We start from the raw sequence: 19,491 nt of genomic DNA, 5'->3' as shown, positions 1-19,491 counted from the left end.
CAAGGTGTAAGGAGGGGCCCCTTGTTAACGCCTCAGGTATAGGAGGGGCCCCCTCTTAACCACCCACTCAGCGAGGCGGGCGCAGGCCGTCGAGCGCGATGGTCAGCACGCGGTCGCGTTGCGCCGGGTCCGGGAACTGGTAGGCGGCGAGGCCGCTGATCAGCCGCACCACGTCGTCGAAGTCGGCGTCCGGCCGGGCGGCCCCGGCGGCCTGGGCGCGGCGCAGCAGCGGCTCGCCGGCGGCGTAGATCTCGGTGCGGCAGCTGCGGAACACCTCGGAGTCGTGCACCAACTCCTCGGCCAGCGCCCGCTTGGTCGCGACGTAGGCGACGAACCGGTGCAGCCAGCCGACCAGTGCGTCCCACGGGTCGAGGTCGGCCAGGTCGGCGGCGGTGGCGCTGAGCGTGCGTACCTCCTCGACGTAGACCGCCTCGAACAGGTCCCGGCGCTGCGGGAAGTTGCGGTAGAGCGTGCCGATGCCCACGCCGGCCCGGCGGGCGATCTGCTCCAGCGACGCGCTCGCGCCGAACTCGCCGAACACCTCGCGGGCGGCGGCGACCAGCGCGTCGTAGTTGCGGCGGGCGTCGGCTCGCTTCGGGCGGCGGGCGAAGACCTCGGTGGACCCGTCGGCGCTGGGCATGACGCGCGTCACTCCTTCCCCCTTGCAAGCGGAGGCATCCCTCCACTACGTTGGTGGAGGCACCCCTCCGGATAGCGTACTCCGGAGGCCCCGGCCCGATGCGCCGCCACCGCCGCCTCATCGCGCGAGCGGCCACCATCTCGTACCGAACGGGAGTTCTCCCACATGATCACCAGCTTCCGGCGCGGCTCGCGCCGGATGACGTTCCTCGTCCTCGCGGCCGGCACCGGCTTCTTCGCGATGCTCCAGTCGCTGATCACCCCGGTGCTGCCCACCATCCAGCACGACCTGCACACCTCGCCGAACACGGTGACCTGGGTGCTCACCGCCTACCTGCTCTCCGCGTCGATCTTCACGCCGATCCTCGGCCGGGTCGGCGACATGGTCGGCAAGGAACGGATGCTCGTCGTCTCGCTCGCCGCGCTCGCGCTGGGCTGCCTGCTGGCGGCCGTCGCGCCGACCATCGGCGTCCTCATCGCCGCCCGGGTGGTCCAGGGCATCGGCGGCGCCGTCTTCCCGCTGTCCTTCGGCATCATCCGGGACGAGTTCCCGGCCGCCCGGGTCAGCTCCGCGGTCGCCTCGATCTCGGCGGTGGTGGCCGTCGGCGGCGGCCTCGGCGTCGTGCTCGCCGGCCCGATCGTGACCGGCCTGGGCTACCGCTGGCTGTTCTGGATCCCGCTGGTCGTGGTCGGCCTCACCGCGCTGGCCGCGCACCGGTTCGTGCCCCGCTCGCCGGTACGCACCCCGGGCCGGATCAACTGGGTCAGTGCCGTCCTGCTCTCCGGCTGGCTGGTGGCGCTGTTGCTGCCGGTCAGCAAGGGTGCCGCCTGGGGCTGGTCCTCCGTCCGGGTGATCGGCCTGCTGGCGCTCGCCGCGGTGCTGGTGGCCGGCTGGTTGGTTGTCGAGGCACGCGCCGCGAACCCACTGATCGACCTGCGGATGATGCGCCTGCCGGCGGTCTGGACCACCAACCTGGTCGCCCTGCTCTACGGCGCCTCGATGTTCGCCGTGTACGCGTTCCTGCCGCAGTTCGCGCAGATCCCGACCAGCGCCGGGTACGGCTTCGGCGCCAGCATCACCCAGGCCGGACTGCTCATGCTGCCGATGCTGGTCGGCATGTTCGCGGCCGGCCTGCTGGCCGGACGACTGGAGTCCCGGTTCAGCCCGAAGGCGCAGCTGAGCACCGGCGCGGTGTTCAACGTGACAGCCGCGGCGATGCTCACCGTCGCGCACGACACCCGGTGGCAGGTGGCCCTGGCCGGCGGTCTGGTCGGGCTCGGCATCGGCCTGGCCTTCGCCTCGATGGCGAACCTGATCGTGGGCAACGTGCCGGCCTCGCAGACCGGCGCGGCGACCGGCATGAACGCCAACATCCGTACCATCGGCGGAGCGATCGGCGCGGCCCTGGCCAGCACCGTGATCACCGCCAACCCGCAGCCGAGCGGGCTGCCCCGGGAGGCCGGCTTCACCGCCGGCTTCCTGCTGCTCACCGGCATCTCGCTGGCCGCCGCGCTGGCCGCGCTCGCCGTACCCTCCGGGCGCCGCACCCGGCCCCGGCGGCGCGTCGGGCCGGTGCCGGAGGTGGTGCCGGGCGTGCCCGGCGCCCCGGCCGTGCCGGCTGGTTCCGTCGGCGAGTTCCGGCTTCACCCGCTTGCGGCTCCGGGCACCACCGCACGTCGACGGAGGCCGGTGCCGGTCAGGGATTGATCAGTTTCCAGTCACCCTCGGAGATGACGTCGACACCGCCATCGACCACCCTGATGGCGGTGTTGTCGTCGATGGCGTAGGTCGGCACCGGGATTCCGGACGCCCACTTCTCGATGTTGGACAGCTCGGCGTCCTCCATGTCCGGATGGTTGAGGTGGGGGTACAGCGTGAAATCCACCAGCCCCAGCGCCCGGTCGGCGCCCTGCGCCATGTCGCTGCCGTCCGGGACGAACCGAAGGTCGAACTCGGCGTCGCAGTTGTACGGGGTGACCGCGATGCTCCCGGCGCTGACCCCGACATAGACGGTGTCACCCAGCGACGGCAGGAGGTCGGCCAGGCCCGACCGGCGCAGCCAGTGGGTCAGGTACAGCACGTCGCCGCCCCAGACGAGAAGGGCATCGGCCTCCCGGACCGCCGGGACCCAGTTCTCCTCCCGAATGGTCGGCAGCGCGGTGAGCTCCAGGACCCCCAGGGACTTCCAACCCAGCTGGGTCAGCGGGATCGAGGCGCGGCCGTGGATCGCCTGCCACGCGCTCGCACTTCCGCCAGGGAAGGGGTAGACCCCGGTGGGGACGAACAGGGCCGTGGACTCGGCGACCGGCTTGCCCAGCAGGTCGACGAGGGCGTCGGAGATGCTCGGATTGCAGATGCCCGACGACGTGAGAAGGAACTTCACGAAACCCGCCCTCCTGGAGCCACCCGACCGTGCGGGCCAGCCTACCGGGGCGCGTCGTCCACTGAGGCCCGCCGGCCGGCGAGGCGTTGAAAGGGGGGCCCCGGCAATGCGGAATGCGTTGACCGGGGCCCCCTCCTTGCACCTCAGCCGATGGTGGCGGTGAGCGCGGCCAGGTAGCCGTAGCGGTAGCCGTTCGCATTCGGGTGGTACGCCTCGATCACGCCGCTGACGTCGCGGATCCACGGGTCCGCCGCGCACACGCCGTGCCCGGTGAAGTACGGCCGCGCGTCGACGAACGTCGCCCCGGCCGCGCCGGCCCGGCCGGCGGTGACCCCGTTCAACACGTCGGCGGCCTGGTTGAGGATGGTCCGCTTGTAGCTGCTCATGGCGAGCAGGCCGCACGAGCCGGTCTCGAACAGGCGCGGGTAGCCGAGCACCACGAGCCGGGCGTTCGGGGCCCGTCCGCGGATCGCGGCGTAGGTGGCGTCCAGCCGGCCGGGCAGCGTCGCGGTGGCGAACGCCTTCGCCCCGGCCACCGCGCTCTCGCAGCTCGACGTGCTGCCGAAGCGGCAACTGGTCATCACGTCGGCGAAGCCGGCGTCGTTGCCGCCGATGGTGATGGTGACCAGCGTGGTGCTGGTGCTGAGCTGCCCCACCTGGTTGTTCAGCACGTCGGCGGTGACCGCGCCGCCGCAGGCCGGGAAGCGGAAGCTGGTGACCGCGTGCGCCGCGGCCCAGAGCGGGGCGTACGACTTCTGGCTGCGCAGGCAGGTGGAGAGGTCGTACGGCCCGGCGCCGACGCCGGAGGAGTAGGAGTCGCCGAGGGCGACGTAGTTGACGGTGGCCGCCCGGGCGGCGCCGGGCAGGAGCACGGCGCCGAGGACGGCCGCCAACACCGCGGCGAGGGCGGTACGGACGCGACGGGACATGACAGGACCTCCACGGGACAGGGGTGGTGGAGCCCGTTGACCGCGCGCGTGGCCGAGGGGTCGTGCTTGTTACTAGTCGGTAATGCTATCGAAACATTCGCAAGAATTGAAGCGTCTTCGCCGGCGGCGCGGGGCAGATCCGTTTACATGTGTCGATTAGGTTGGCGGTGCGTACACCCGACGGAGGGAGTCCCACCCGTGCCACGCGCACTCTCGGCGGCGATCGCCGCCCTGACCCTCACCACCGCCGTCACCACCGTGACCGGCGCACCCGGCCAGGCCGCCCCGACCGGCTGGGGCCGCCCGCAGATCTCGGCGGCCACCCCCACGCCGGGCAGCCCCGGGCTGGGCGACAGCTACTTCCCCGACTACGGCAACGGCGGCTACGACGTCGACCACTACGACATCCGGCTGCGCTACGAGCCGGCCACCGACCGGCTCAGCGGCACCACCACGATCCTGGCCGCCGCCACCCAGGACCTGTCCCGGTTCAACCTCGACTTCGCGCTCGACGTCGAGTCGGTGCGGGTCAACGGTCTGGTCGCCGGCTTCGCCCGGGCCGGCGACCACGAGCTGGTGGTCACCCCGACCCGCACGCTGGTCAAGGGCCAGCAGCTCACCGTCGTGGTGAAGTACGCCGGCGTCCCCTCGCAGACCAAGGTCTACGGCTACACCGGCTGGACCCGCACCGCCGACGGGGCGCTCGCCGTGAACGAGCCCGAGTCGGCCTGGTGGTGGTACCCGAGCAACGACCACCCGAAGGACAAGGCCACCTGGGACATCTCCGTCTCGGTGCCGACCGGCCTGGAGGTGGTCAGCAACGGCGTGCAGCCGCGCGACCCGCTGCCCGAGGCGGGCAACCGCACCCGGTGGAGCTGGCGCAGCGTCAAGCCCGGCGCCACCTACCAGGCGTTCCTGGCCATCGGCCAGTACGACATCGTCACCGACACCGCGCCGAACGGGCAGCCGGTGGTGAACGCGTACAGCACCACGCTGGGCGAGCGCGGGCCGGCCGCCCGGGCCAGCATCGAACGCACCGCCGAGATCGTCGACTGGGAGAGCGGGGTGTTCGGCCCGTACCCGTTCGAGGCGCAGGGCGGCGTGGCCGGCCCGATCGACGGCATCGGCTTCGCCCTGGAGACGCAGACCCGCCCGGTCTACGGTCCCGGCTTCTGGCGGCGCGGCTCGAACCCCTACGTGGTGGTGCACGAGAACGCCCACCAGTGGTTCGGCGACTCCGTCTCGGTGGCGGACTGGCGCAACATCTGGCTGAACGAGGGCTTCGCCTCGTACGCGGAGTGGCTCTGGTCGGAGGAGCAGGACGAGGGCACCGCGCAGGAGCTGTTCGACTTCACCTACGCCAGCTACCCGGCCGACTCGGAGTTCTGGCAGGTGCTCCCCGGTGACCCGGGCGCCGACCGGGTCTTCGACGACGCCGTCTACGACCGGGGCGCGATGGCGCTGCACCAGATCCGGCTGGCCGTCGGCGACCCGGCGTTCTTCCGGATCCTGCGCACCTGGACGGCCCAGCACCAGTACGGCAACGGCACCATCGAGCAGTTCCAGGCGCTCGCCGAGCAGATCGCCGGGCGGGACCTCGACGCGGTGTTCACCACCTGGCTGTTCACCGCCGGCCGGCCCGAGGTGGGCGCCGCCGCGCGTACCTCGGCGGCCCCGGCCCGGCCGGCCTCCTGGTCGAAGATCCGGACGGCGCACGACCTGCTGCACCGCTGAGGCGTCAGGTCGGGCGGGGCTCCCGCGCGAGCGGGGCCCCGCCCGACCCCACCGCCGCCTCGACGGCGCGGATGTGCCGGTAGGCGAACCAGAGCGGCGGGAACGCGCCGACCGCGAACGACAGGTCGACGAGCGTCCAGAACCAGGGAATGTCCCGGATCGGGCCGCAGATCAGCGCCAGCGGCACGATGCCGGCGCAGGCGATCATCCCGACCTGGACCACCCAGACGTTGCGCACCGGGTCGCGCAGCGGCCCCCAGAACGCCACCGCGAGCACCAGGTGGGCGAAGGCCAGCCAGTCGGTGCCGTAGAGCAGGAACGGATAGTCACGGTCGGCGGTCACGAGTCCGGTGTGGACGCGCTCGATCCAGCTGAGCAAGGCGGGGAACCGGCCGGCGAGCGGATCGAGCGCCGCCAGCAGCCACCGCACCTCGATCTCCAGCGGGAACGCGGTCACCCCGCTGAGGAAGAGCCCCACCACCACGACCCAGAGCCAGCGGCGCACCCGCCGCAGGCGTACCTCGACGTCCATGCCCGCAGCGTAACGATGATCTTCGTGCCCTCGTTGTCCCGCCGGACGAGATGTGGCCCACGTCCGGCGGGTGTTAAAAGGGGCCCCCGCCTATACCGAAAGCGTTAATAAGGGGCCCCTCCTTACCTCGCGGCGAGCGGCTGCCGGGCCGGGTCGACCGGGGCGGGCAGCTCGCCCACCCCGCCCAGGTAGGTATGGACGGCCGCCGCGGCGGCCCGCCCCTCGGCGATCGCCCAGACGATCAGCGACGCGCCCCGGTGCATGTCACCGGCGACGAAGACCCCGTCGGCCGCCTGCCAGTCCGGGCCGGCGTCGATCGCGCCGCGGCCGTTGCGGGCCACCCCGAGCTGCGCCAGCAACGGCTGCTCCTCGGTGCCCTCGAAGCCGATCGCGAGCAGCACCAGGTCGGCCGGGATCTCCCGCTCCGAACCGGGCAGCGCGGTGACGATCCGCCGGCCGTCGACCTTCGCCACCGTCACCTCGGCGATCCGCACGGCCCGGACCTGCCCGGTGCCGTCGTCGACGAACTCCTGCACCGCCACCGCGAAGACCCGCTCGCCGCCCTCCTCGTGCGCCGGGTAGGAGCGCAGCACCCACGGCCAGGTCGGCCACGGGTCGCGGGCGGCGTCCCGGTCCGCCGGGGGCTGCGGGTAGAGATCGAGCTGGTGTACGCCGGCCGCGCCCTGCCGGTGCGCCACGCCGAGGCAGTCCGCGGCGGTGTCCCCACCTCCGATGATCACCACGTGCTTGCCGGCCGCGTCGATCGGCGTGCCGTCCGGCAGCACGGCGAGGGCCGGTCGACCGTCGCCCGCCGCCGCCACCACCCGGTTCGCGGCCACCAGGTGCGACATCGCCTGGTGTACGCCGCGCAGCGCCCGACCCGGCGTCTCCGGGGTGTCCCGGCCCTGCAGCGCGCCGCAGGCGAGCAGCACCGCGTCGTGCTCGGCGCGCAACTGCTCGGCGGTCACGTCCACGCCGACGTCGACCCCGGTGCGGAACCGCACCCCCTCGGCGGTGAGCTGGGCCACCCGGCGGTCGACGTGGTGCTTCTCCAGCTTGAAGTCGGGGATGCCGTAGCGGAGCAGGCCACCGGGGGTGTCGTCGCGCTCGTACACGGTGACGGCGTGGCCGGCGCGGGCGAGCTGCTGCGCGGCGGCCAGGCCGGCCGGGCCGGAGCCGACCACCGCGACCGAGCGGCCGGTCGACGTCGACGCGGGCCGGGGCCGCAGGCCGTCGCGGGCCACCGCCGCGTCGGCGATCTCCACCTCGACCTGCTTGATGGTGACCGGCTGCTGGCCGCCCAGGCCGAGCACGCAGGCCGCCTCGCAGGGCGCCGGGCAGAGCCGGCCGGTGAACTCGGGAAAGTTGTTGGTGGCGTGCAGCGACTCCACCGCGGCGTCCCAGTTGCCGGTGCGGACCAGATCGTTCCAGTCGGGGATGCGGTTGCCCAACGGACAACCGTCGTGACAGAACGGGATGCCGCAGTCCATGCACCGGGTGGCCTGCTCGCGGATCAGCTCCTCGCCGGCCGGCGGGTAGACCTCCCGCCAGTCGGCGATCCGCACCGGGACCGGACGGCGGGCGGGCAGCCGCCGGTCGTAGCGCAGGAAACCGTTCGGGTCAGGCACGAGCCACCTCCTGGGCGACCACCCGCGGCGCGGGCGGCACCGGCGCGGAAGACGGCCCGCTGAGGGCACTCATCACCGCGTCGTCGACGTCACGGCCGGCGGCTTCGGCGGCCCGCATGATCTCCATGACCCGGCGGTAGTCCCGGGGCACCACGGCGGTGAACTCCTCCACCGCCTCCGGCCAGCGCTTCAGCAGCGCCTCGGCGACCGCCGAGGCGGTCTCCGCGAAGTGCCGCTGGACCAGTTCGTGCAGCCGGTCGCGTTCCTCGTCGCGCAGCGGGGACAGGTCGACCAGCTCGGCGTTGACCAGCCGCCGGTCGAGCCGGTGCACGAACGCGGTGCCACCGGACATGCCGGCGGCGAAGTTGCGCCCGGTCGGCCCGAGCACCACGACCGTGCCGCCGGTCATGTACTCGCAGCCGTGGTCGCCGAGCCCCTCGACCACTGCCACCGCGCCGGAGTTGCGCACCGCGAACCGCTCACCGACCCGGCCGCGCAGGAACACCTCGCCACCGGTGGCACCGTAGAGGATCGTGTTGCCGGCGATGATCTGGTCCTCGGCGCGCCGGCCCGGCTCGGCGTCGTCGCCGACGAACGGCGCGGCGGCGTCCGGCCGGACCACGATCCGGCCGCCGGAGAGTCCCTTGCCGACGTAGTCGTTGGCGTCGCCGTGCAGTCGCAACGTGACCCCGCGCGGCAGGAACGCGCCGAACGACTGGCCGGCGGTGCCGTGCAGCAGGAACTCGACGGTGTCGTCGGGCAGCCCGGCCCCGCCGAACCGGCGGGTCACCTCGCCGCCGAGCATCGCGCCGACGCTGCGGTGCTCGTTGCGGACGTCGACCTCGACCCGCACCGGGGCGCCGTCACGCAGCGCCGGGCCGGCCAGTTCGATGAGCCGGTTGTCCAGGGCGACGTCGAGGCCGTGGTCCTGGGCGCGCACGCCCCGCCGGGCCGCGCCCTCGGGCAGCTCCGGCAGGTGCAGGACCCGGCTCAGGTCGAGCCCATGGCCCTTCCAGTGGTCGATCGCGCCGACCACGTCGAGCAGCTCGGTGTGCCCGATCGCCTCGTCGATGCTGCGGAAACCCAGCTGGGCCAGGTAGCCCCGGACCTCCTCGGCGAGGAAGAGGAAGAAGTTCTCCACGAACTCCGGCTTGCCGGTGAACCGTTCCCGCAGCACCGGGTTCTGGGTGGCGATGCCGACCGGGCAGGTGTCGAGGTGGCAGACGCGCATCATCACGCAGCCCTCGACGATCAGCGGGGCGGTGGCGAAGCCGAACTCCTCCGCGCCGAGCAGCGCCGCGACCAGCACGTCCCGGCCGGTCTTGAGCTGGCCGTCGACCTGCACGGTGACCCGGTCGCGCAGCTTGTTGAGCAGCAGCGTCTGCTGCGCCTCGGCCAGGCCCAGCTCCCACGGGGTGCCGGCGTGCTTGAGCGAGTTGAGCGGGGACGCCCCGGTGCCGCCGTCGTGCCCGGAGATCAGGATGACGTCGGCCTTGAGCTTGGCCACGCCGGCCGCCACGGTGCCCACGCCCACCTCGCTGACCAGCTTGACGTGCACCCGGGCGGCCGGGTTGACGCACTTCAGGTCGTGGACGAGCTGGGCCAGGTCCTCGATGGAGTAGATGTCGTGGTGCGGCGGCGGGGAGATCAGGCCGACGCCCGGGGTGGCGTGGCGGGTGCGGGCGATCCACGGCCAGACCTTGTTGCCGGGCAGCTGCCCGCCCTCGCCGGGCTTCGCGCCCTGCGCCATCTTGATCTGGAGGTCGTCCGCGTTGACCAGGTATTCGCTGGTCACGCCGAACCGGCCGCTGGCGATCTGCTTGACCGCCGAGCGCCGCGCCGGGTCGTGCAGCCGGTCGACGTCCTCGCCGCCCTCGCCGGTGTTGGACTTGCCGCCGAGCCGGTTCATCGCGATCGCGAGCGTCTCGTGCGCCTCGGCCGAGATCGACCCGTACGACATGGCGCCGGTGGCGAACCGCTTGACGATCTCGGTGGCCGGCTCGACCTCGTCCAGCGGCACCGCCGGCCGCACGCCGGTGCGCAGCGTGAACAGCCCGCGCAGCGAGCCCGCCTTCGCGGCCAGCTCGTCGACCTTGGCGGTGTACTGCCGGAAGACGTCGTACTGGCGGCTGCGGGTGGCGTGCTGGAGCAGGAAGACGGTCTCCGGGTTGAACAGGTGCAGCTCGCCCTCGCGGCGCCACTGGTACTCGCCGCCGACCTCCAGCCGGTCGCTGGCCTGGCTGCCCGCCGCCGGCCAGGCCAGCGCGTGCCGGGCGGCCACCTCGGCGTGGATCTCGGCCAGCCCGATGCCGCCGATGGTGCTCGGTGTGCCGCGGAAGTAGCGGTCGACCAGGCGGGTGTCCAGGCCGACCGCCTCGAACACCTGCGCGCCGCAGTACGACGACACGGTCGAGATGCCCATCTTGGACATGATCTTCAGAACGCCCTTGCCGAGCGCCTTGACGTAGTTGCGGACCGCCTTCACCGGCTCCACGCCGACGAGCGCGCCGGTGGAGATCATGTCCTCGACCGACTCGAAGGCGAGGTAGGGGTTGACCGCCGCCGCGCCGTAGCCGATCAGCACGGCCGCGTGGTGCACCTCCCGGCAGTCGCCGGACTCCACGATCAGCGCCACCTGGGTACGCGTCTGCTCGCGTACCAGGTGCTGGTGCACCGCGGCGGTGAGCAGCAGCGACGGGATCGGCGCCAGGTCGGCGTTGGAGTCCCGGTCGGAGAGCACCAGGATGCGGACGCCGTCCTCGATCGCCTCGGAGACGTGCCGGCAGATCTCGGTCAGCCGGGCCTTGATGCCGGCGCCGCCGTCGCGGATCCGGTAGAGGCCGGAGACCCGGACCGCCTTGAAGCCGGGGAGGTCGCCGTCCTCGTCGATGGAGAGGATCTTGGCCAGCTCGTCGTTGTCGACCACCGGGTAGGGCAGCACGATCTGCCGGCAGCTCGCCGGACCCGGGTCGAGCAGGTTGCCCTCCGGCCCGATGGTGGACGCCAGACTGGTCACCAACTCCTCCCGGATGGCGTCCAGCGGCGGGTTGGTGACCTGGGCGAAGAGCTGGTGGAAGTAGTCGTAGAGCAGCCGCGGCCGGGTGGACAGCGGGGCGATCGGGGTGTCCGTGCCCATCGAGCCGATCGGTTCCGCGCCGACGCGGGCCATCGGGCCGAGCAGGATCTTCAGCTCCTCCTCGGTGTAGCCGAACGTCTGCTGCCGGCGGCGCACCGAGTCGTGGGTGTAGACGGTGTGCTCGCGCGCCGGCAGGTCGTCCAGCTCAATCAGGCCGGCGTGCAGCCACTCCCGGTAGGGCTGGGCGGCGGCCAGCTCGGTCTTGATCTCGTCGTCGGAGACGATCCGACCGTTGACGGTGTCGACCAGGAACATCCGGCCCGGCTGGAGCCGGCCCTTCGCCACCACGGTGGCCGGGTCGAGGTCGAGCACGCCCGCCTCGCTGCCCAGCACCACCAGCCCGTCGCTGGTGTGCCACCAGCGGCCCGGACGCAGGCCGTTGCGGTCGAGCACCGCGCCGACGACCTCGCCGTCGGTGAAGGCGACCGAGGCGGGACCGTCCCACGGCTCCATCAGGCTGGCGTGGAAGCGGTAGAACGCGCGCTTGTCCGCGCGCATGTCCGGGTCGTTCTCCCACGCCTCCGGGATCATCATGAGCACCGCGTGCGGCAGGCTCCGCCCGGCCAGGTGCAACAGCTCCAGCACCTCGTCGAAGTTGGCCGAGTCGGACGCGGCCGGGGTGCAGACCGGGAAGACCCGGCGGATGTTGCCGGGGATACTCGGGCTGCGCAGCAGCGCCTCCCGGGCCTGCATCCAGTTGCGGTTGCCCCGGATCGTGTTGATCTCGCCGTTGTGGGCGATGAACCGGTAGGGGTGCGCCAGCGGCCAGGACGGGAACGTGTTGGTGGAGAAGCGCGAGTGCACCAGCGCGATCGCGCTGTCCACCCGGTCGTCGGTCAGCTCCGGGTAGAACGCCGGAAGCTGGTCGGGGGTGAGCATGCCCTTCCACACCATGGTCCGGCCGGACAGCGACGGGAAGTAGGCCGGCTGGCCCCGCTCGGCGGTCTCCCGCTCCACCTGCTTGCGCAGGCAGAACGCCACCCGGTCCAGGTCGAGCCCGGTCAGCGGGTCCCCGGCCGCGCCGGCCGGCGAGTCGGTCAGCCGACGCGCGGCCAGGAAGAGCTGCCGGACCCGGGGCATCGCCGCGAGCGCGGTCTCGCCCAGGCCGGACGCGTCGGTCGGCACCGTGCGCCAGCCGAGCACGTCGGCGCCCTCGACCAGCGCGTACTTGTCCACCACCTGGCGGGCGCGAGCCTCGGCCGCGTCGTCGTCGGGCAGGAAGACCAGGCCGGTGGCGTACTGCCCGGCGGGGGGCAGCGGGAAGTCGACCGTCGCACGCAGGAAGGCGTCCGGCACCTGGATCATGATCCCGGCACCGTCACCGGTGTTGTGCTCCGCGCCCCGGGCGCCCCGGTGGTCCAGCCGGCGCAGCGCCCCGAGGCCGTTCGCGACGACCTGGTGCGAACGCCGCCCGTGCAGGTCGGCCACGAAGGCCACGCCGCAGGCGTCGTGCTCGTACGCGGGGTCGTAGAGACCCGGCGTCCGCGGGGCCGGCTGCGGGCTGTGAGGGTACGGAAAGGCCACCGGGCCTCCTGTCGTCACTCAGGTTGGTACATGGTGGGGACGACGTCGGCCCGCTGGGGTTTATTGAGTCTACGTTAGGGCGTACGGCGCAAGGCCAGTTCAGATTGATCACACTTCCAGATGGTGGGACGTGTAGTCTCGCGCGGTGGATGTCGTACGAGCTGACGTGCTCGACCGGTTGGAGCGTTTCTACGACGCGGTGCCCCGCGACGGGGCCCGGACGGAGGAGTTCGACTCCCTGGTGCTGTTCGTCCGCGACGGTGCCGGCTGGCCGTTCTACGCCCGCCCCCGGCTCGACGCCACCGACGCGCCCACGCTTGCCGAGGTGACCGCCGTCCGCGCCCGGCAGCGGGAGCTGGGGCTGCCGGAGGCGTTCGAGTGGGTGCACGAGCACCAGCCGGACCTGTTGGCGGTGGCCCGCTCGGCGGGGCTGACCGTGCTAGAGGCCCCGCTCATGCTGCTGGAGGCGGATCGGCTGCCCGACCCGGCGACGCTCAGCGACGTACCCGTGCGGGTGCTGGACCCGGGCGACCCGGGCTTCGCGGCGGACATCGCGCTGCGCCGGGCCGTCGCCGCGGTCGGCTTCGCCCACGGCGGCACCGCGCGGGGCGACGCCGGACCGGCCGAGCGGGACGCGGCGCTCGCCCGGCTGGACGTCGACGCGCTGGAGGAGGAGGCGGCCCGGGTGGCCGACGGCCGGCGGGTCTCGGTGCTCGCCGCCACGCCTGAGGACGGCACGCTGGCGAGCGGCATGGCGATGCGGGTCGGCGACGTGGCGGAGATCGCCGGGGTGGCCACCCTGCCGTCCGCCCGGCGGCGCGGGCTGGGCGCCGCGGTGACCGCCACGCTGGCCCGGGAACTGCGCGCCGCCGGCACCGACCTGATCTTCCTGAGCGCGGGCAGCGAGGAGATCGCCCGGGTCTACCTGCGGGTGGGCTTCCGCCGGGTCGGCACGGCCTGCATCGCCGAGCCGGCCGCGGTCATCTGAGCGCCGACCCGCGCCCGGTCAGGACGGCGGTTGCCAGTCGGCGGCCGCCGCCGCCGCGGTGTTGCGCAGGCGCGGGCTGATCGTGCCCAGCGCGGCGTCCCGGGCGCGCAACGCCAGCCGGCCCCGGGTCTGCAGCACGGCCGACATCCGGCGGGTCTGCCGGACCATGGTCGCGGCGCGCGGGCGGCGCAGCCGGTCGTAGGCGGTGACCGCGTCCGGCAGCCGCGACTCGCGCAGCAGGCCGGCGAGCGTGGCCGCGTCCTCGAACGCGAGGCACGCGCCCTGCCCGAGGTGCGGCGGCATGGCGTGCGCGGCGTCGCCGAGCAGCACCACGCCGCCCGGACCGACTCCGAAGCCGTACGACCGGGGCAGCGGGCGCAGCTCGCGGACCTCCTGCTGCACCACGTCGGCCGGGTCGGTCGCCTCCAGCAGCGTGGCGATCGGCGCGGGCCAGCCCGCGAACCAGCGCTTGAGCAGGGCGAGCTGGATCTCCGGCGGTTCCGGGCGGGGTGCGCCCGCGGCGGTGGCCACCCAGTAGATGCCGCCCCGCCGGGACGCCCCGGCGGTGCCCCGCTCGCCGAGCGACGCGGCCACGAACCGGTAGCCGGCGCCCAGCGTCTCGCCGTGCACCGGCTGGTCGTCGGGAAGCTGCGGGGCCGAGTACCAGGGGATCACCGCCCGCCAGGCGGCGCAGCCGGAACTCACCACGGCGGTCTCCGGCGCGAGCTGCCGCCGGATCTCGCTGTCGGTGCCGTCGGCCGCCACCACCAGGTCTGCTTCGAACAGGTGCCGGCCGTCGCCCACCGCGGGCCGTTCGCCGGGCGTCGTGCGCACGCTCCGCACGCTGACACCGGTACGCAGCTCCACCTGTTCGCCGAGCCCGGCGATGAGCGCGTCGTGCAGGTCCTCCCGGTGCACCACCACGGGCATCCGCTCGGCCGGGGTGGGGCGGGGCTGCACCAGCCACTGCCCGTCCGGGCGGCGGATCCCCCCGTCGGGCAGCGGGGTGGCGATCGCGTCCAGCCCCGCGCCGAGGCCGAGGGCGCGCAGCGCGCGTACCCCGTTCGGCCAGAGCACCACGGCGGTCGCCTCCGGCCGGACCCGGTCGGCCTTCTCCAGCAGCGTGACCTGCCATCCGGAGCGGGCCAGCGCACCGGCCACCGCCATCCCGCCGAGGCCGGCGCCGACCACCACCGCACTGCGCATGGCGCCCCCGCTCAGCTGTCCCGGTCCGCCGGGCGCCCGCCGGCGTCCGCCCGGCCGGCACGCTCGGCCTCGCCCGTACCGCCCGTCACGGTCCGGTCGTCCGCGGCGTCGGACCCGGTTCCTTCGCCGGCCACGTCGCCGCCGCGGGTCGCGCCCCGGTCGGCCACGTCGCCGGTCGCGTCCCGACCGGACACTTCGCCGGCGGTCACGTCCCGGTCGGCCACGTCGCCGCCGCCGGTGGCGTCCTGGTCGGCGTCGGCGTCGGCGTCGGCACGGTCGGTCGGGTCGTCGGCACCGGTCGCGGCGCCGTCGGAGTCGGGCCCGCCGGTCGCCGCCGGCTCCGCCGGGGGCAGCGCGCCGGTCTCCCGGTACGCGCGGAACTGTTCCTCGGTCACCACCCGGTAGCCCTCCGGCGCCACGGTCGCCGCCCCGGCCTCCCGGGCGGCGAGGTCGACCTGGGACACGTCACCGGCCGGTGTCACCGGCACGCCCGGCTCACCCACCGGGACGAGGTATTCCCGCGGGCCGCGCACCCGGACGAAGTAGGCGAGCGCGCCGAGGAAGACCAGCGCCGCGGTCCAGACGTTGAGCCGGACGCCGAGGATGTGGTTGGCCTCGTCGGTGCGCATCAGCTCGATCCAGAACCGGCCGGCCGTGTAACCCATCACGTAGAGCGCGAAGGCCCGACCCCGGCCCAGCCGCAGCTTGCGGTCGAGGAGCAGCACCAGCGCGGCGACGCCGACGTTCCAGATCAACTCGTAGAGGAACGTCGGGTGGTAGAGCCCCGGTTGCAGCACCGGGTTGCCGGCGTCGTCGCGCAGCGCGTGACCGGGATTGTCCGGGTCCATCACGTGCACCTCGAGCCCCCACGGCAGGCTGGTGCGCCCGCCGTACAGCTCGTTGTTGAACCAGTTGCCCAACCGGCCGACGGCCTGGGCCAGCGGCATGCCCGGGGCCAGGGCGTCGGCCACCACGGTGAGCGGGATGCCGAGCTGGCGGGCGGCGATCCAGGCGCCGACCGCGCCACCGGCCACCGCGCCCCAGATGCCGAGACCGCCCTCCCAGATGGCGAACGCCTTGAGCGGCTGGCCGCCGTCGCCGAAGTATTTCTCCGGTGAGGTGATCACGTGGTAGATCCGGGCGCCGATGATGCCCGCCGGCACCGCCCAGACGGCGATGTCGAGCACCGCGCCCGGAGCCACGCCCCGGCGACGCAGCCGGTACTCGGTGACCACGCAGGCCGCCACGATGCCGGCGATGATGCAGAGCGCGTACGCCCGGATCGGAACCGGACCGAGTTGCCAGACGGCGGTGCTGGGGCTGGGCATGGCCGCCAGGGGGGTCATCGGGGCGAGGGTCACGGGTGCACACGGTACCGGTGCGGACCGTGTGCGCGGCACCCCGGGCCGCCTCGCCGCGCGCGTCGGACGGTGGCGCGGGGTCGAGGGCCCGCGGCGGCGCCGAGCCAGGGAAGGCCGGCCGGCGCCTTTGGAGCTGACGTCAGAAACGACTCACCGGCCGGACCGGGCCCGAGCGGACCGGACCAGGCCGGACCGGACCGGACCGGACGTCGGGAGGCGATATCACCGACGACTCAGCTCGAAAGGCAGTCTCGTGCCGGCCCGGTCGCCGGCCCGCCGGGAGTCGACGTCCTGGTCGAGGTCTTCACGCCACGGACCGGTTGCACCGCCGCCACGCCACGCGGCACCGACCACGACAGGCCGGCTCGGCGCGAGTGGCGGAGGCGTGTCGCCCAGGGTCGTCAGCGGACCGGGTTGCGGACGCCCTCGGCGAGTTCGGCGCTGAGCCTGCGCAGCGCGGTCAGGCCGGCGGCCTGGTCGGGCGCGTCGAGCACGCACCGCACCAGCGCGCTGCCCACGATCACCGCGTCGGCGTAGCCGGCGACGGTGGCGGCCTGCGCGCCGGTGCCCACGCCCAGGCCGACCCCGACCGGCAGGTCGCTGACCTCGCGGAGCCGGGAGACGAGGATCGGCGCCGCCTCGGACGTCTGCGCCCGCGCGCCGGTCACCCCCATGATCGCGGTGGCGTAGACGAAGCCGCGGCAGTGCTCGACGGTCATCCGCAGCCGGGCGTCGGTGGAGGACGGCGACACCAGGAACGTCCGGTCCAGGCCGTGCGCGTCGGAGGCGGCCAACCACTCGGCGGCCTCGTCGGGGATCAGGTCCGGCGTGATCAGCCCGGTGCCGCCGGCCGCGGCCATGTCGCGGGCGAACGCGTCGACGCCGTACTGCTCGATCGGGTTCCAGTAGGTCATCGTGACCACGGAGGCGCCGGTCGCGGCGACCGCCTCCACGACGCGCAGCGCGTCGGCGGTGCGGACGCCGCCGGCCAGCGCGATGTCGCTCGCCCTCTGGATGACCGGGCCGTCCATCACCGGGTCGGAGTAGGGGATCTCGACCTCGATGACGTCGACGCCCGCCTCGACCATGGCGGTCATCGCGGCGATGCTGCCCTCGACGGTCGGGAAACCGGCCGGCATGCAGCCGACCAGCACGGCCCGCCCGTCGGCCCGGGCCTTGTCGAAGGCGACCCCGATGCGGCTCACGCTGTCACTCCTTGTCGAGGATGCCGAAGTACGCCCCGGCGGTGTGCACGTCCTTGTCGCCCCGGCCGGAGAGGTTGACCACGATCACCGGTTCCCGGCCCAGCTCGGCGGCGAGTTCCGGGGCGATCCGCCGGGCGCCGGCCAGCGCGTGCGCGCTCTCGATCGCCGGGATGATCCCCTCGGTGCGGCAGAGCAGCTCGAACGCGGCCATCGCCTCGGCGTCGTCGACCGGCAGGTAGGTCGCCCGGCCGGCGTCGTGCAGCCAGGCGTGTTCCGGCCCGACGCCCGGATAGTCCAGGCCGGCCGAGATCGAGTGCGACTCGATGGTCTGGCCGTCGGCGTCCTGCAGGACGTAGGTGCGGGTGCCGTGCAGCACGCCCGACGAGCCGCCGGTGATGCTGGCGGCGTGCCGGCCGGTCGTCACGCCCTCGCCGCCGGCCTCGAAGCCGTAGAGCCGCACGCCGGCGTCGGGCACGAAGGCGTGGAAGATGCCCAGCGCGTTCGAGCCGCCGCCGACGCAGGCCGCGACCGCGTCCGGCAGCGCACCGGTCAGGTCCAGGCACTGCCGGCGGGCCTCCACGCCGATGCCGCGCACGAAGTCGCGCACCATCTCGGGGAACGGGTGCGGCCCGGCGGCGGTGCCGATCAGGTAGTGGGTGTCGTCGACGTTGGCGACCCAGTCCCGCATCGCCTCGTTCATCGCGTCCTTGAGCGTGCGCGAGCCGGCCGTCACCGGGACCACGGTGGCGCCGAGCATCCGCATCCGGGCCACGTTGAGCGCCTGCCGCTCGGTGTCCACCTCGCCCATGTAGACGACGCACTCGAGGTCGAACAGGGCGGCGGCGGTCGCGGTGGCCACGCCGTGCTGGCCGGCGCCGGTCTCCGCGATCACCCGCCGCTTGCCCATCCGCCGGGTGAGCAGCGCCTGGCCGAGCACGTTGCGGATCTTGTGAGCGCCGGTGTGGTTCAGGTCCTCGCGCTTGAGCAGGATCCGCGCCCCCACCTGGGCGGAGAGCCGGCGGGCCTCGTACAGCTCCGAGGGCGTGCCGGCGTAGTCGCGCAGCAGGGCGTCGAACTCGGCGAGGAACTCGTCGTCGCCCATCGCCTTGCGGTAGGCCGCGTCCAGCTCGTCGAGCGCGGCGACCAGCGCCTCGGGGACGAACCGGCCGCCGAACCGGCCGAAGTGGCCGGCGGCGTCGGGAAGCTGGCCGGCTGCGGGTGCGGCGCTCATCGCGGGCGTCCTCTCGGTTCGGGTGGCCCGGCGCGGCTCAGCGCACCGGGCGGGGCGTGGCCGGGTGGTTACCGGCGTTGACCAGCTCGGCGACCGCCTCGCGGGGGCTCTTCTGGGTGACCAGGCCCTCGCCCACCAGGACGGCGTCGGCGCCGGCCGAGGCGTACCGGATCAGGTCGTGCGGACCACGCACGCCCGACTCGGCGATCTTGACGACCCTGCTCGGCAGGCCGGGCGCGATCCGCTCGAACACCGAACGGTCGACCTCCAGGGTACGCAGGTCGCGGGCGTTGACGCCGATCACCTGCGCGCCCGCCTCCAGGGCGCGGTCCGCCTCTTCCTCGGTGTGCACCTCGACGAGCGCGGTCATGCCCAGCGACTCGATCCGCTCCAGCAGGCCGACCAGGGCGTTCTGCTCCAGCGCGGCGACGATCAGCAGCACCAGGTCGGCGCCGTGCGCGCGGGCCTCGTGCACCTGATAGCTGGAGACGACGAAGTCCTTGCGCAGCACCGGCACGTTCACCGCGGCCCGCACGGCGGCCAGGTCGTCCAGCGACCCACCGAACCAGCGGCCCTCGGTCAGCACGCTGATCGCCCGGGCGCCACCGGCCGCGTAGTCGCCGGCCAGGTCGGCCGGGTCGGCGATCTCGGCCAGCCGCCCCTTGGACGGCGACGAGCGCTTCACCTCGGCGATCACGGCCACGCCGGGCCGGCGCAGCGCCGCGTACGCGTCGAGCGGCGGCGGCGCGGCGGCGGCCAGGTCGCGGATCCGCTCCAGCGGAATCTGCTCCTGCCGCCGGGCGACGTCCTCGCGCACGCCGGCCAGGATCTCGTCGAGCACGCCTGCGGACGGCGCCGTTCCGGCGTCGTCCCCCTCCGCGTGCGCATGCTCAGCAGTCACCAACGGACTCCCCTCTCCGGGCGTCATGGGCCGATGCTAGGGGGCGCCACCTGGCGACACATGCCGGGGGGTATGGCGCACCTCACCACATGG

14 protein-coding genes are annotated in these 19,491 nt (G+C 73.7%); 3 read left to right on the top strand and 11 right to left on the bottom strand.

Annotated elements, in window-relative coordinates:
- Nucleotides 1-67 precede the first annotated feature (67 nt).
- Nucleotides 68-640, bottom strand: a complete 573-nt coding sequence (locus tag O7598_RS08425; protein ID WP_269690773.1) for a TetR/AcrR family transcriptional regulator — start codon at nt 638-640, stop codon at nt 68-70.
- Nucleotides 641-805: 165 nt separating this feature from the next.
- Here O7598_RS08425 and O7598_RS08420 point away from each other — a divergent pair, with 165 nt between their 5' ends.
- Entirely contained in the window at nt 806-2,347 is a 1,542-nt protein-coding gene (locus tag O7598_RS08420; RefSeq protein WP_269690772.1) for an MFS transporter, read from the top strand.
- Here O7598_RS08420 and O7598_RS08415 read toward each other — a convergent pair.
- Entirely contained in the window at nt 2,337-3,023 is a 687-nt protein-coding gene (locus O7598_RS08415; protein WP_269690771.1) for a Type 1 glutamine amidotransferase-like domain-containing protein, read from the bottom strand. The two genes, O7598_RS08420 and O7598_RS08415, sit on opposite strands and share 11 nt — an antisense overlap.
- A 143-nt stretch (nt 3,024-3,166) precedes the next feature.
- On the bottom strand, nt 3,167-3,952 hold the full coding sequence (locus tag O7598_RS08410; RefSeq protein WP_269690770.1) for an SGNH/GDSL hydrolase family protein: 786 nt from the start codon (nt 3,950-3,952) through the stop codon (nt 3,167-3,169).
- Nucleotides 3,953-4,099: 147 nt separating this feature from the next.
- Between O7598_RS08410 and O7598_RS08405 the strand changes: the two genes are divergently transcribed.
- On the top strand, nt 4,100-5,686 hold the full coding sequence (locus O7598_RS08405) for a M1 family metallopeptidase (protein WP_442929834.1): 1,587 nt from the start codon (nt 4,100-4,102) through the stop codon (nt 5,684-5,686).
- A 4-nt stretch (nt 5,687-5,690) separates the two neighbouring features.
- Here O7598_RS08405 and O7598_RS08400 read toward each other — a convergent pair whose 3' ends face one another.
- The 3 genes from O7598_RS08400 to gltB all read right to left on the bottom strand — a co-directional run bounded on the left by O7598_RS08400 (nt 5,691) and on the right by gltB (nt 12,506).
- A complete protein-coding gene (locus O7598_RS08400; RefSeq protein ID WP_269690768.1) occupies nt 5,691-6,218 on the bottom strand; it encodes a hypothetical protein in 528 nt (175 codons plus the stop codon).
- Between the two features lie 122 nt (nt 6,219-6,340).
- Nucleotides 6,341-7,846 carry a glutamate synthase subunit beta gene (locus tag O7598_RS08395; RefSeq protein ID WP_269690767.1) on the bottom strand — a complete coding sequence of 502 codons (1,506 nt, stop codon included), beginning with the start codon at nt 7,844-7,846 and terminating at the stop codon, nt 6,341-6,343.
- Nucleotides 7,839-12,506 carry a glutamate synthase large subunit gene (gene gltB / locus O7598_RS08390; RefSeq protein WP_269690766.1) on the bottom strand — a complete coding sequence of 1,556 codons (4,668 nt, stop codon included), beginning with the start codon at nt 12,504-12,506 and terminating at the stop codon, nt 7,839-7,841. Before gltB ends, O7598_RS08395 begins: the two co-directional genes overlap by 8 nt.
- Nucleotides 12,507-12,651: 145 nt before the next feature.
- Here gltB and O7598_RS08385 point away from each other — a divergent pair, with 145 nt between their 5' ends.
- Nucleotides 12,652-13,494 (top strand): GNAT family N-acetyltransferase, encoded by an 843-nt coding sequence (locus O7598_RS08385; protein WP_269690765.1) that lies wholly within the window; start codon nt 12,652-12,654, stop codon nt 13,492-13,494.
- A gap of 18 nt (nt 13,495-13,512) precedes the next feature.
- Here the strand turns inward: O7598_RS08385 and O7598_RS08380 are convergent, their stop codons facing one another.
- The 5 genes from O7598_RS08380 to trpC form a co-directional block, all read right to left on the bottom strand.
- Nucleotides 13,513-14,700 (bottom strand): FAD-dependent oxidoreductase, encoded by a 1,188-nt coding sequence (locus tag O7598_RS08380; protein ID WP_269690764.1) that lies wholly within the window; start codon nt 14,698-14,700, stop codon nt 13,513-13,515.
- Nucleotides 14,701-14,711: 11 nt separating this feature from the next.
- The gene (lgt, locus tag O7598_RS08375) at nt 14,712-16,061 is read right to left on the bottom strand and encodes a prolipoprotein diacylglyceryl transferase (protein ID WP_269690763.1); all 1,350 of its coding nucleotides are present in this window, start codon (nt 16,059-16,061) and stop codon (nt 14,712-14,714) included.
- Between the two features lie 401 nt (nt 16,062-16,462).
- Nucleotides 16,463-17,266: a tryptophan synthase subunit alpha gene (gene trpA, locus O7598_RS08370; protein ID WP_269690762.1), complete on the bottom strand. Its 804-nt coding sequence runs from the start codon at nt 17,264-17,266 to the stop codon at nt 16,463-16,465.
- Nucleotides 17,267-17,270: 4 nt separating this feature from the next.
- On the bottom strand, nt 17,271-18,497 hold the full coding sequence (gene trpB / locus O7598_RS08365; RefSeq protein ID WP_269690761.1) for a tryptophan synthase subunit beta: 1,227 nt from the start codon (nt 18,495-18,497) through the stop codon (nt 17,271-17,273).
- 37 nt (nt 18,498-18,534) lie between these two features.
- Nucleotides 18,535-19,338 (bottom strand): indole-3-glycerol phosphate synthase TrpC, encoded by an 804-nt coding sequence (gene trpC, locus O7598_RS08360; protein ID WP_269694800.1) that lies wholly within the window; start codon nt 19,336-19,338, stop codon nt 18,535-18,537.
- Between the last annotated feature and the right edge of the window lie 153 nt (nt 19,339-19,491).

Origin of the sequence: Micromonospora sp. WMMC241 (assembly GCF_027460165.1) — a bacterium.
GTDB classification, from domain to species: domain Bacteria; phylum Actinomycetota; class Actinomycetes; order Mycobacteriales; family Micromonosporaceae; genus Micromonospora; species Micromonospora humi.
This window is presented reverse-complemented; position numbering and strand designations above follow the sequence as displayed.